At 65.0% G+C, this 13,004-nt stretch carries 6 protein-coding genes and 3 rRNA genes; 4 read left to right on the top strand and 5 right to left on the bottom strand.

Annotated features, from left to right (window positions below; all coding sequences use genetic code 11):
- Positions 1 to 28 precede the first annotated feature (28 nt).
- The 4 genes from OG289_RS24335 to OG289_RS24320 all read left to right on the top strand — a co-directional run bounded on the left by OG289_RS24335 (position 29) and on the right by OG289_RS24320 (position 5,836).
- A 16S ribosomal RNA gene (locus OG289_RS24335) occupies positions 29 to 1,554 on the top strand.
- A 312-nt stretch (positions 1,555 to 1,866) separates the two neighbouring features.
- Positions 1,867 to 4,989, top strand: a 23S ribosomal RNA gene (locus OG289_RS24330).
- Between the two features lie 93 nt (positions 4,990 to 5,082).
- Positions 5,083 to 5,199 (top strand): 5S ribosomal RNA (rrf, locus tag OG289_RS24325).
- Together the 16S, 23S and 5S rRNA genes form the textbook arrangement of a ribosomal RNA operon.
- A 76-nt stretch (positions 5,200 to 5,275) precedes the next feature.
- The gene (locus OG289_RS24320; RefSeq protein ID WP_327316161.1) at positions 5,276 to 5,836 is read left to right on the top strand and encodes a GNAT family N-acetyltransferase; all 561 of its coding nucleotides are present in this window, start codon (positions 5,276 to 5,278) and stop codon (positions 5,834 to 5,836) included.
- Positions 5,837 to 5,849: 13 nt separating this feature from the next.
- Here the strand turns inward: OG289_RS24320 and OG289_RS24315 are convergent, their stop codons facing one another.
- From OG289_RS24315 to OG289_RS24295, 5 genes are read right to left on the bottom strand one after another with little or no spacing between them, the layout of a single operon-like run.
- Positions 5,850 to 7,700, bottom strand: a complete 1,851-nt coding sequence (locus tag OG289_RS24315; protein WP_327316160.1) for a type VI secretion protein — start codon at positions 7,698 to 7,700, stop codon at positions 5,850 to 5,852.
- 14 nt (positions 7,701 to 7,714) lie between these two features.
- On the bottom strand, positions 7,715 to 9,145 hold the full coding sequence (locus OG289_RS24310; protein ID WP_327316159.1) for an ATP-binding protein: 1,431 nt from the start codon (positions 9,143 to 9,145) through the stop codon (positions 7,715 to 7,717).
- A gap of 14 nt (positions 9,146 to 9,159) precedes the next feature.
- Positions 9,160 to 10,719 carry an SCO6880 family protein gene (locus OG289_RS24305; protein ID WP_327316158.1) on the bottom strand — a complete coding sequence of 520 codons (1,560 nt, stop codon included), beginning with the start codon at positions 10,717 to 10,719 and terminating at the stop codon, positions 9,160 to 9,162.
- The gene (locus OG289_RS24300) at positions 10,716 to 12,056 is read right to left on the bottom strand and encodes a hypothetical protein (RefSeq protein ID WP_327316157.1); all 1,341 of its coding nucleotides are present in this window, start codon (positions 12,054 to 12,056) and stop codon (positions 10,716 to 10,718) included. The genes OG289_RS24305 and OG289_RS24300 overlap by 4 nt, the downstream gene beginning before the upstream one ends.
- Positions 12,046 to 12,900 carry a hypothetical protein gene (locus OG289_RS24295; RefSeq protein ID WP_327316156.1) on the bottom strand — a complete coding sequence of 285 codons (855 nt, stop codon included), beginning with the start codon at positions 12,898 to 12,900 and terminating at the stop codon, positions 12,046 to 12,048. The genes OG289_RS24300 and OG289_RS24295 overlap by 11 nt, the downstream gene beginning before the upstream one ends.
- Positions 12,901 to 13,004 lie beyond the last annotated feature (104 nt).

The raw sequence follows: 13,004 nt of genomic DNA, 5'->3' as shown, positions 1-13,004 counted from the left end.
TGTGTGCGATCCCGATTACGGGAAAACATTCACGGAGAGTTTGATCCTGGCTCAGGACGAACGCTGGCGGCGTGCTTAACACATGCAAGTCGAACGATGAACCACTTCGGTGGGGATTAGTGGCGAACGGGTGAGTAACACGTGGGCAATCTGCCCTTCACTCTGGGACAAGCCCTGGAAACGGGGTCTAATACCGGATATCACTTCCACTCGCATGGGTGGGGGTTGAAAGCTCCGGCGGTGAAGGATGAGCCCGCGGCCTATCAGCTTGTTGGTGAGGTAATGGCTCACCAAGGCGACGACGGGTAGCCGGCCTGAGAGGGCGACCGGCCACACTGGGACTGAGACACGGCCCAGACTCCTACGGGAGGCAGCAGTGGGGAATATTGCACAATGGGCGAAAGCCTGATGCAGCGACGCCGCGTGAGGGATGACGGCCTTCGGGTTGTAAACCTCTTTCAGCAGGGAAGAAGCGAAAGTGACGGTACCTGCAGAAGAAGCGCCGGCTAACTACGTGCCAGCAGCCGCGGTAATACGTAGGGCGCAAGCGTTGTCCGGAATTATTGGGCGTAAAGAGCTCGTAGGCGGTCTGTCACGTCGGATGTGAAAGCCCGGGGCTTAACCCCGGGTCTGCATTCGATACGGGCAGACTAGAGTGTGGTAGGGGAGATCGGAATTCCTGGTGTAGCGGTGAAATGCGCAGATATCAGGAGGAACACCGGTGGCGAAGGCGGATCTCTGGGCCATTACTGACGCTGAGGAGCGAAAGCGTGGGGAGCGAACAGGATTAGATACCCTGGTAGTCCACGCCGTAAACGGTGGGAACTAGGTGTTGGCGACATTCCACGTCGTCGGTGCCGCAGCTAACGCATTAAGTTCCCCGCCTGGGGAGTACGGCCGCAAGGCTAAAACTCAAAGGAATTGACGGGGGCCCGCACAAGCAGCGGAGCATGTGGCTTAATTCGACGCAACGCGAAGAACCTTACCAAGGCTTGACATACACCGGAAACGGCCAGAGATGGTCGCCCCCTTGTGGTCGGTGTACAGGTGGTGCATGGCTGTCGTCAGCTCGTGTCGTGAGATGTTGGGTTAAGTCCCGCAACGAGCGCAACCCTTGTTCTGTGTTGCCAGCATGCCCTTCGGGGTGATGGGGACTCACAGGAGACTGCCGGGGTCAACTCGGAGGAAGGTGGGGACGACGTCAAGTCATCATGCCCCTTATGTCTTGGGCTGCACACGTGCTACAATGGCCGGTACAAAGAGCTGCGAAACCGTGAGGTGGAGCGAATCTCAAAAAGCCGGTCTCAGTTCGGATTGGGGTCTGCAACTCGACCCCATGAAGTCGGAGTTGCTAGTAATCGCAGATCAGCATTGCTGCGGTGAATACGTTCCCGGGCCTTGTACACACCGCCCGTCACGTCACGAAAGTCGGTAACACCCGAAGCCGGTGGCCCAACCCCTTGTGGGAGGGAGCTGTCGAAGGTGGGACTGGCGATTGGGACGAAGTCGTAACAAGGTAGCCGTACCGGAAGGTGCGGCTGGATCACCTCCTTTCTAAGGAGCACTTCTAGGCAGCCGCAAGGTTGTCCAGGGGCCAGTACATCGGCGTACGTCCGATGCTGGTTGCTCATGGGTGGAACGTTGATTATTCGGTCCGGTTCACGGGTCGGAGGCTGCGAGTACTGCTCTTCGGGGCGTGGAAAGCATGATCTCCGGGCGGGACCGGGTCGGGCACGCTGTTGGGTGTCTGAGGGTGCGAGCGTTGCTCGTCCTTCGGATGCCGGCCCCAGTGAACTCCAGCTTTGGTTGGGGGTGATGGGTGGCTGGTCGTTGTTTGAGAACTGCACAGTGGACGCGAGCATCTGTGGCCAAGTTTTTAAGGGCGCACGGTGGATGCCTTGGCACCAGGAACCGATGAAGGACGTGGGAGGCCACGATAGTCCCCGGGGAGTCGTCAACCAGGCTTTGATCCGGGGGTTTCCGAATGGGGAAACCCGGCAGTCGTCATGGGCTGTCACCCATACCTGAACACATAGGGTATGTGGAGGGAACGCGGGGAAGTGAAACATCTCAGTACCCGCAGGAAGAGAAAACAACCGTGATTCCGGGAGTAGTGGCGAGCGAAACCGGATGAGGCCAAACCGTATACGTGTGAGACCCGGCAGGGGTTGCGTGTACGGGGTTGTGGGATCTCTCTTTTACGGTCTGCCGGCCGTGAGACGAGTCAGAAACCGTTGATGTAGGCGAAGGACATGCGAAAGGTCCGGCGTAGAGGGTAAGACCCCCGTAGTCGAAACATCAGCGGCTCGTTTGAGAGACACCCAAGTAGCACGGGGCCCGAGAAATCCCGTGTGAATCTGGCGGGACCACCCGCTAAGCCTAAATATTCCCTGGTGACCGATAGCGGATAGTACCGTGAGGGAATGGTGAAAAGTACCGCGGGAGCGGAGTGAAATAGTACCTGAAACCGTGTGCCTACAAGCCGTGGGAGCGTCGGACATCAAGCTTGCTTGGTGTCTCGTGACTGCGTGCCTTTTGAAGAATGAGCCTGCGAGTTTGCGGTGTGTTGCGAGGTTAACCCGTGTGGGGTAGCCGTAGCGAAAGCGAGTCCGAACAGGGCGTTTCAGTAGCACGCTCAAGACCCGAAGCGGAGTGATCTAGCCATGGGCAGGTTGAAGCGGAGGTAAGACTTCGTGGAGGACCGAACCCACCAGGGTTGAAAACCTGGGGGATGACCTGTGGTTAGGGGTGAAAGGCCAATCAAACTCCGTGATAGCTGGTTCTCCCCGAAATGCATTTAGGTGCAGCGTCGTGTGTTTCTTGCCGGAGGTAGAGCACTGGATAGGCGATGGGCCCTACCGGGTTACTGACCTTAGCCAAACTCCGAATGCCGGTAAGTGAGAGCGCGGCAGTGAGACTGTGGGGGATAAGCTCCATGGTCGAGAGGGAAACAGCCCAGAGCATCGACTAAGGCCCCTAAGCGTACGCTAAGTGGGAAAGGATGTGGAGTCGCACAGACAACCAGGAGGTTGGCTTAGAAGCAGCCACCCTTGAAAGAGTGCGTAATAGCTCACTGGTCTAGTGATTCCGCGCCGACAATGTAGCGGGGCTCAAGCGTACCGCCGAAGTCGTGTCATTGCGATATATACCCCCAACGGGGATCGTGATGGGTAGGGGAGCGTCGTGTGCCGGGTGAAGCAGCCGCGTAAGCGAGTTGTGGACGGTTCACGAGTGAGAATGCAGGCATGAGTAGCGATTCACACGTGAGAAACGTGTGCGCCGATTGACTAAGGGTTCCTGGGTCAAGCTGATCTGCCCAGGGTAAGTCGGGACCTAAGGCGAGGCCGACAGGCGTAGTCGATGGATAACCGGTTGATATTCCGGTACCCGCTGTGAAGCGTCAAACATTGAATCAGGCGATGCTAAGTCCGTGAAGCCGTTCCGGACCCTTCGGGGAATGGAAAGTGGTGGAGCCGACGGACCAGACTTGTAGTAGGTGAGTGATGGGGTGACGCAGGAAGGTAGTCCATCCCGGGCGGTGGTTGTCCCGGGGTAAGGGTGTAGGCCGTGCGATAGGCAAATCCGTCGCACATGGGGCTGAGACCTGATGCCGAGCCGATTGTGGCGAAGTGGATGATCCTATGCTGTCGAGAAAAGCCTCTAGCGAGTTTCATGGCGGCCCGTACCCTAAACCGACTCAGGTGGTCAGGTAGAGAATACCGAGGCGTTCGGGTGAACTATGGTTAAGGAACTCGGCAAAATGCCCCCGTAACTTCGGGAGAAGGGGGGCCATCACTGGTGAGAGGACTTGCTCCTCGAGCTGGGGGTGGCCGCAGAGACCAGCGAGAAGCGACTGTTTACTAAAAACACAGGTCCGTGCGAAGCCGTAAGGCGATGTATACGGACTGACGCCTGCCCGGTGCTGGAACGTTAAGGGGACCGGTTAGTCACTCTTCGGGGTGGCGAAGCTGAGAACTTAAGCGCCAGTAAACGGCGGTGGTAACTATAACCATCCTAAGGTAGCGAAATTCCTTGTCGGGTAAGTTCCGACCTGCACGAATGGCGTAACGACTTCTCGACTGTCTCAACCATAGGCCCGGTGAAATTGCACTACGAGTAAAGATGCTCGTTTCGCGCAGCAGGACGGAAAGACCCCGGGACCTTTACTACAGTTTGATATTGGTGTTCGGTTCGGCTTGTGTAGGATAGGTGGGAGACTGTGAAGCTTGGACGCCAGTTCAGGTGGAGTCGTCGTTGAAATACCACTCTGGTCGTGCTGGATGTCTAACCTGGGTCCGTGATCCGGATCAGGGACAGTGTCTGATGGGTAGTTTAACTGGGGCGGTTGCCTCCTAAAGAGTAACGGAGGCGCCCAAAGGTTCCCTCAGCCTGGTTGGCAATCAGGTGTTGAGTGTAAGTGCACAAGGGAGCTTGACTGTGAGACCGACGGGTCGAGCAGGGACGAAAGTCGGGACTAGTGATCCGGCGGTGGCTTGTGGAAGCGCCGTCGCTCAACGGATAAAAGGTACCCCGGGGATAACAGGCTGATCTTCCCCAAGAGTCCATATCGACGGGATGGTTTGGCACCTCGATGTCGGCTCGTCGCATCCTGGGGCTGGAGTCGGTCCCAAGGGTTGGGCTGTTCGCCCATTAAAGCGGTACGCGAGCTGGGTTTAGAACGTCGTGAGACAGTTCGGTCCCTATCCGCTGCGCGCGCAGGAATATTGAGAAGGGCTGTCCCTAGTACGAGAGGACCGGGACGGACGAACCTCTGGTGTGCCAGTTGTTCTGCCAAGGGCATGGCTGGTTGGCTACGTTCGGGAGGGATAACCGCTGAAAGCATCTAAGCGGGAAGCCTGCTTCGAGATGAGTATTCCCACCCACTTGATGGGGTAAGGCTCCCAGTAGACGACTGGGTTGATAGGCCGGATGTGGAAGCCCAGTAATGGGTGAAGCTGACTGGTACTAATAGGCCGAGGGCTTGTCCTCAGTTGCTCGCGTCCACTGTGTTGGTTCTGAAACCACGAACGGCCCCATGCCCATGGTCACGGGTGTGGTGCGGCTGAAACAGTTTCATAGTGTTTCGGTGGTCATAGCGTGAGGGAAACGCCCGGTTACATTCCGAACCCGGAAGCTAAGCCTTACAGCGCCGATGGTACTGCAGGGGGGACCCTGTGGGAGAGTAGGACACCGCCGAACAATCATTCCGGGAAACCCCCGCACCGTATGGTGCGGGGGTTTTCTGCGTTCGGGGTCGGGTATTACGGTGACCTGCATGAACGATTTTGTTGTGCGGGGCATACAGGCCGGGGAGTGGCCGGCGGTAAAGGCGTTGCGGCTGCTTGCGCTCCGGGATCCGGCGGCGCCGCTCGCCTTTCTGGAGACCTATGAGGCGGCCGTGGAGCGGCCCGACGCCTTCTGGCAGGAGCGGGTCGTCGGGGCGGCCGAGGGGGCTGCCGGGGCGCGGCAGTTCGTTGCCGAGGCGGCGGACGGGCAGTGGGCGGGGACGGTCACCGTGCTCGTCGAGGAGGCGGGGTCGACGGATTGGGCCGGGTTTCCCGTCGAGCGGCGGCAGGGGCATGTCGTCGGCGTGTATGTGCGGGACGAGTGGCGTGGGGGCGAGGTGACGCGGGCGCTTCTCGACGCTGCCGTGGACTGGTCCTGGCGGCTGGGGCTCGAGCGGGTGCGGCTCATCGTGCACGAGGAGAACCTGCGGGCGCAGGGGGCCTATCGGAAGGCGGGGTTCGTGCCCAGTGGGCGGACCGTGGCGTTGGGGGAGGAGGCCGGAGAGGCATCCGGGGAGGCCGAGTTGGAGTTCGTCCTTGAGAAGCCTTGAGTGTTCTGGGGTGTCAGGCCGGTAGTTCGTGGTGGGGCCAGCGGGCCTTGGCCTGTTCGCGGGAGCGGAGCAGAGCCAGGGTGGGCAGGCCGCGGTTCGTTCCGGTGGCCAGGAGATCCGGGAGCTGGGGGATCGGGGCCACGGCCGCCACGTCGTCCAGAATCAGGGTCAGTGGTGGGTCGAGGCGACCGGAGGATGACCGTTCGGCCATGCGCCGGCCGCGCTCGACCACGCTGGAGACGAGGGCCGTCAGGAGGGGCATCGCGCCCGGGTGCGTCCTGGGGTCCTCGATGGATTCACCGAGCACATAAAGAGTTCCCCCTTCGTCCACGAAGGAATCCAAGGCGAGGGCATCACTTCGGTTGGGAGTACAGGCCTCGCGGATGTTCACCGTGGAGAGGGCGGAGAGGGCGCGGGAGGTCAGTTCCTGGGCGATGTCCCGGCGTTCGGGGTGGGCGGTGAGGGCGGCTTCGAGCTCGCCGGCCGCGCCCGGGGCCGCCTTGGGGTTGGTGCGGAGGGTGCGGACCGCGTCCTGGATGCCGGTGCCCTGGGACCAGCGGTGGACGTGACGGATGGTGCGGCCGTCGATGGCGGCGGCGTGGAGGTAGCTGCGGAGGAGGATTTCCGCGGTGTCGCTGACCGCTTGGTCGAGCCGGGCGGTGGGGCGTACGGGGGTGAGGAGGGCGGTGGCTCTCGCTACCGCCGTCGTCTTGTCCTGGCAGCCTGCTATGGGGGACCAGTGGAGGCGGGCCGGGGTGTCGCAGAGGTGGGTGGGGTCGTAGAGGTGGACCGGGCCCAGTTTGGCTCTGGCGTCCTTGGTGTCATGCCAGAGGGCGGGGTTGGAGGTGAGGATGAGGGCGGGGCCCTCGGCGTCTCGGACGGCCTGGGCCGCGGTTGCGTGGCGGGTGTCTGCGGGGGCGTAGCGCACAGCGCCTTCGGCGCGAGTTCCCTCCCACCCGTCCGACCGTTCACCCGGCAACAGAGAAGCGGAGGTTGAGGGGTGTGCGTGCGGGTGCGCTGAGGGGTACGGGTCCGGGTGCTGAGGAGCCGCCGTCGGGCCGAGCGACTCCGTCGGCGTCGGGCCCAACGACTCAGTCATCGGCCTCCCCGCCCATTCGGTCCCCGTCTCCGCCTCGTGCCTCGCCCCTGTCCCGGCCCCTGCCGTCTGCACTCCCCATCCTGGCCCCGGCTCCGCCGACGACCCCGCCGACCTCGGTCCGGTTCCCGGTCCTCTTCCCGCGCCCGCCCTTGGTCCGGCTCCCGGAGCAGGTTCCGTCCACGCCCCCGGCTCCGGCTCTGACGTCGGTCCGGATTCCCGTCCTCTCCCGGATCCCGACCTCGGCCCGGACATCGGCTCGTGCTCCGAGCCGGGCGCCATCCCGGGTTCCGGCCGCGGCGCGGCACCCGGTCTGAAATCCGTTCCAGCGCCTGACCCCGTCTCCCCCCTCTGCGTCGGCACCTCGTGGTCTGTCGGGCGGGGTGGCCGTTTCCTTGCGCGTACCGTGCGCCACCTCGCGAGGGTGCCCATCGCGAAGATCGTCAGGACGAAGAGGACCATCAGCTGGCCGATGAACAGGCCCCAGAACAGGCCGTAGCCCGAGAGGTCGGACGGGTTTGCCTCTGGCCAGGCGCCGGGGATGTCGTGGGGTTGGGCGATGAGGTGGCGCATGGCCAGGGCGGTGCGCGTGAAGGTGACACCTGTCGGCCAGGCGCCGTGGGCGAAGACGGCTGCCAGGCCTGTCGCTGTCCAGACCAGCAGGGTCATGCCGAGCAGGAAGGCGAGGATGCCGACCAGCAGGCCGTCCGGGATGCCTCCCTGGTTGCCGCCACGGTTGTCGCGGTGTTGTCCGTCAGCCGGTCTCATGGCAACCCGCCCCTCTACGCCACCGTCGACTCGGACGAGCCGTCCAGGTCGGCGATGTGCTGTTCCATGAAGGCCGCCGCTCGGCGTTCCTGTTCCAGTTCGGCGGCGAGCAGGGCGTCGTCGGCCGCGGCCGCCTGCTCGGCGGAGGACTCCGTCATGGCGCGGTCGGTGAAGACCAGGGGGCGTTCCGTCTCCGTGACCAGGTGTTTGACCACCTGGACGTTGCCGTTGACGTCCCACACCGCGATGCCGGGGGTGAGGGTGGGGATGATTTCCACCGCCCAGCGGGGGAGGCCCAGGACCCGGCCCGTCGCCCTCGCCTCGTCCGCCTTCTGGGCGTAGATCGTCCTTGTCGACGCCATCTTCAGGATGGCGGCCGCTTCCTTGGCCGCCGCTCCGTCCACCACGTCGGACAGGTGGTGGACCACCGCCACGAACGACAGGCCGAGTCGGCGGCCGAACTTCAGCAGGCGCTGGAAGAGCTGGGCCACGAAGGGGCTGTTGATGATGTGCCAGGCCTCCTCGACCAGGAAGATGCGCTTCTTCCGGTCGGGGCGGATCCAGGTGTGTTCGAGCCAGACCCCGACGATCGCCATCAGGATCGGCATGGCGATCGAGTTGCGGTCGATGTGGGACAGATCGAACACGATGAGGGGGGCGTCCAGGTCGATGCCTACCGTCGTGGGGCCGTCGAACATGCCCCTGAGGTCACCGTCGACCAGGCGGTCCAGGACGAGTGCCACGTCCAGGCCCCAGGCCCGTACGTCGTCTATGGCGACGTTCATCGCCTCCGCCGACTCCGGTTCGGGGTGGCGGAGCTGTTCGACGATGTCCATCAGGACCGGCTGGCGTTCGACGATCGTCTCGTTGACGTAGGCGTGCGCGACCTTGAGGGCGAAGCCGGAGCGTTCGTCGAGGCCGTGGCCCATCGCCACTTCGATGATGGTGCGCAGGAGCGCCAGCTGGCCCGTCGTCGTGATCGACGGGTCCAGGGGGTTGAGGCGGATCCCCATGTCCAGGGCGGCCATCGGGTCCAGGCGGATGGGGGTTATTCCCAGCGCCTGCGCGATGAGGTTCCATTCGCCGACGCCGTCCTCGCCCTGGGCGTCCAGGACGACGACCTGGCGGTCACGGAAGCGGAGCTGGCGCAGGACGTAGGTCTTCTCCAGGGCCGACTTGCCGTTTCCCGACTCGCCGAGGACCAGCCAGTGGGGGGCGGGGAGCTGCTGGCCGTACAGCTGGAAGGGGTCGTAGATGTAGCCCTTCCCGGAGTAGACCTCGCGGCCGATGATGACGCCGGAGTCGCCGAGGCCGGGGGCGGCCGTGGGCAGGTAGACCGCCTGGGCCTGGCCCGTGGAGGTGCGGACCGGCAGCCGGGTCGTCTCGACCTTGCCGAAGAGGAAGGAGGTGAAGGCGTCCGTGAGGACGGACAGCGGATCCCGCATCAGCTCATCAGCCCCTACCTTCGGATTCCGGTGGCGAACGGGAGGGTGTTCACGAACGCCCGGTGGTGCTCTCGGTCGCACCACTCCAGCTTCAGGTACGACTTGCCGGCCGAGGCCCTTATCGTCCGTTTGTCGCGGGCGAGTGCCTCGGGATTACGGCTGGAGACGGTGATGTAGCCGACCAGGTTCACGCCGGCCGCGCCGGACGCCAGGTCCTCGCCGCGCTGGTCGAGGCGGGAGTGGGCGGCCACGTCACGGGGGTCGACGGTGCGGTTCATCTTGGCGGCGCGGCTGGCCTCCGCCTCGTCGTTCGTCTTCTCCGTGAGCATGCGTTCGATGGCGACCTCGGTGGGTTCGAGGTCCATCGTGACGGCGACCGTGCGGATGACGTCCGGGGTGTGGACCAGGAGAGGGGCCAGGAAGTTGACGCCCACCGGGGTCATCGGCCACTCCTTCACCCAGGCCGTGGCGTGGCACCAGGGGGCCCGGGTGGACGACTCGCGGGTCTTGGCCTGGAGGAACGTCGGCTCCATGGCGTCCAGCTCGGCCGGCCAGGCGTTGCGCTTGGTCATCGCCTGGATGTGGTCGATGGGGTGGTCCGGGTCGTACATGGAGTGGACGAGGGAGGCGAGCCGGCCCTGGCCGAGGGGCTGGCGGACACGGATGTCCGCCTCCTGGAGGCGGGAGCAGATGTCCGTCAGCTCGCGGGCCATGACGACGGCGAGGCCGGCGTCGCGGTCGAGCTTGCGGCCGGACTGGGGGCGGGCGGCGCGGGCCATGGCGTGGGCCTCGGCGGAGAGTTCGCGCGTGTAGTGCATGCAGGCGACGAGGTAGGCGCGGTGCTGCTCGCTGCTCGTGGACACCATGGACTGGAGCTGGTCGTAGGAGCGGGCCAGCCAGTCGGGGGACTTCTCGTCCCCGCGTACGGCGACGTCCTTGGCGTGGGCGTCGGGGTCGGCGGGGAGGGTGCGGGCGAGCATCTGCAGGCGGGTGACGAAGCCGTCGCCGTTCGCCACGTGCTTGAGGAGGGTGCCGAAGCGGTCGACGAGGGCCTCCTGGTCCTCGCTGTCGCGCAGTCCGACGCCCGGGCCCTCGATCTCGATGGCGGCCGTCACCGTACGGCGGTCGGCGTGCAGGAGGACGGCGATCTCGTCGGGGCCGAAGGGGGCGGCCAGCCAGCTGATGCGGCCGATCCCCGGGGGCGGGCCGATCTCGATCTCCTGGCCGTCGAGCCGGGTGCCCGCCTCCATGGCGGTCGAGCGGTACGTGGTCCCCTGGCGGAGGGTGCGCTTGTAGCTGCGGTTGATCTCGAACCACTTGTAGAACGTGCGGTGCTTGTACGGCACGTAGACCGCGGCCAGCGCGAGCATCGGGAAGCCGCTCAGCAGGACGATGCGCAGGGTGAGGACGGGGACGAGGAGGCCGCACATCATGCCGAGGAACGCGCCGATGACGATGAGCGCGATCTCGCCGGACTCGCGGTTGCGGCCGACGATCGCGTTCGGCCGGGCGCGGCCGATCAGATATGTACGGCGGGGCGCGACCACGTGGGACACGTGGGAATCAGTCGTCAACGCCCTTCACCTCCCGTGCGGTTGTTGCTGCTGTTGCGGGTGTTGCCGGCGTGCGGGGTGTTGACCGGGCTGCTCGCGCGGGGCGCGGGTGCGGCGGAGGGGACAGATCCGCCGCCCCCGTTCGAGGAGCGCGAGCTGTGCGCGGCCACCCCGCCGCTGGCGGGGTTGGAGGGGCGGGCGCCGGAGGATCCGGACTGGCCTCCGCCGTTGTTGTCCGCGCGGGTGCTGTGCGTCTTGATGCCCTGGGCGACGAGGCTCGCCGGGGAGCTGATGACGGCCGCGGCCTTGCCCTCGGCGCCCTGCATGATCCGGTTGTTGCGGCCGTTCGCGATCTCGTCGCCGAAGCCGGGGACGAAGCGGTAGATCATCGCGCTGGCGAAGATGGCGAGCAGGATGATCGAGAGGCCGGAGACGACGGCGGAGAAGGCGTTCGGACCGTCGTCCGTGGACAGCGCTCCGGCGAGGCCGAGCACTATCACGATGACCGGTTTGACCAGGATGACGGCGATCATGATGCCGGCCCAGCGGCGGACGTGGCTCCACAGGTTCTTGTCGACCAGGCCCGCGTAGACGACGGTGCCGAGCAGCGCGCCGACGTAGAGGAGGGCGGCGCGCAGCACGAGCTCCAGCCACAGCACTCCGGCGGCGAGGATCGACACGAGCGACACGACGATCAGCATGATCGGGCCGCCGCCGATGTCCTCGCCCTTGGCGAGGGCCGCGGAGAAGGTGCCGAAGAACGTGTCGGTCTGGTTGCCGGTGGTCTTCGCGAGGACGTCCGTGATGCCGTCCGTGGCGGAGACGACCGTGTAGAGGATGAGGGGGGTGAAGGCCGAGGCGAGGACGGTCAGCCAGAGGAAGCCGACGGCTTCGCCGATGGCGGTGGTGAGGGGGACTCCGCGCACCGCCCGCTTGGCGACGGCCAGCAGCCACAGCAGGAGGGTCAGGACGGTCGAGGCGGCGAAGACGACGGCGTACTGCTTGAGGAACTTCTCGTTGGTGAAGTCGACGTTCGCCGTGTCCTTCACGGCCTCGCTGAGCTTGTCGACGGTCCATGCGGCGGCGTCGGCACAGCCCTTGGCGAGGGAGGAGAGGGGGTCGAGGGTGTCGGAGACGCCGGGGTTGGTGGTGGAGGAGGGGTTCTCCCCTTTTTCGCAGTAGTCCCGGGCGGGGCCTCGGATGAGCTCGCTGCAAGCACTGTCGCTGGGAGACGTGGAGGGGGACGGCGACGGGCTGGGTGTCGGCACGGCGAAGGCGCGGGTGGCCAGCAGCACGCCTGTGGTCTGAACGGCGGCAAGGGCGGCCGTCACCTTGAGGAACAGGTGCTTAGCGCGCATAGGTGAACCCTCCGTACTCCTCGACGGCCTTCGTCATGTCGTCGGCGGTGGAGGCCTTCTGGTCGCGCCCGACCGGAACGGGACCGTCCTTCTGCTGGAAGTCGGTGACCTTCCAGTCGTTGTTGATCCACGTGAGCTGGTAGGTGGTGGTGAACCAGCTCTCGGAGACGGGGTTGGTCGAGGCTGCGCCCGACAGACCGAAGAGCGACGTGTACCAGACCTCGACGGTGGCACTGCTCGCGCTGGAGGCCGCGACCTTGGTGCCCACGGGAATGATCCGGGAGACGAAGGTCTGACCGTCCGGGGCGGTGCCGTCCTTGGCGAGCCCGATGTTGCTCAGGAACGTCTCGCTCGAGTACGCGGTGTCCAGGGCGGACTGTCTGGCGGCGGCGACGTCGGGTGCGTACACGGTGTCGACAATCTGATGCCGTCGGTCCGTGATGAACATGTCCGCCGACCCCAGTGCAACGGCGTAGTTGGCCGCAGCGCTCTGGGCGCCCTGGGCGTTGTGCGCGTACCCCGTCGGAATGGCGCCGTTCTTCGACTCCACCGGCTTCGTTCCGCTCGCCGCCGTGCTGGCCGACTTCGGTTTGTCGGCGTCGGGGGAGCCGCCGGCCGAGGTGGAAGAGGAATCGTCTCCTCCACGGTTCGCGAAGGCGATCGCCGCGATGAGGAGGACGACGACGCCGACCACCGTGACCAGGCTCCGGGAGGAGGAGCGGGTGCCTCTGCGGGTGCCGCCGTAGGGGTCGTTCTCGGGCAGGCGCAGACGGGTTCCGCCGTACCCGTGACGCTCGTCGGTGCGCGCGGGTTCGCCGTAGTCGTGTTCGTCGCCGGGAGTCATGCCGCGTACGCCCCCTCGCTGCCGTACCGGACCGCGTAGAAGTACGACGGTAGCCGTGCTGGTTCCCGCGCGGGCGCGGTGTGGTGACTCGACATCAGGGACAT

This window comes from Streptomyces sp. NBC_01235, from assembly GCF_035989285.1.
In the GTDB taxonomy this organism is placed as follows: domain Bacteria; phylum Actinomycetota; class Actinomycetes; order Streptomycetales; family Streptomycetaceae; genus Streptomyces.
This window is presented reverse-complemented; position numbering and strand designations above follow the sequence as displayed.

Excerpts from the sequence above, each read along its gene's own strand:
- OG289_RS24310 (WP_327316159.1), bottom strand. The coding sequence starts at position 9,145 with ATGCGGGATCCGCTGTCCGTCCTCACGGACGCCTTCACCTCCTTCCTC.
- OG289_RS24315 (WP_327316160.1), bottom strand. The coding sequence starts at position 7,700 with ATGAGACCGGCTGACGGACAACACCGCGACAACCGTGGCGGCAACCAG.
- OG289_RS24295 (WP_327316156.1), bottom strand. The coding sequence starts at position 12,900 with ATGACTCCCGGCGACGAACACGACTACGGCGAACCCGCGCGCACCGAC.
- OG289_RS24320 (WP_327316161.1), top strand. The coding sequence starts at position 5,276 with ATGAACGATTTTGTTGTGCGGGGCATACAGGCCGGGGAGTGGCCGGCG.
- OG289_RS24300 (WP_327316157.1), bottom strand. The coding sequence starts at position 12,056 with ATGCGCGCTAAGCACCTGTTCCTCAAGGTGACGGCCGCCCTTGCCGCC.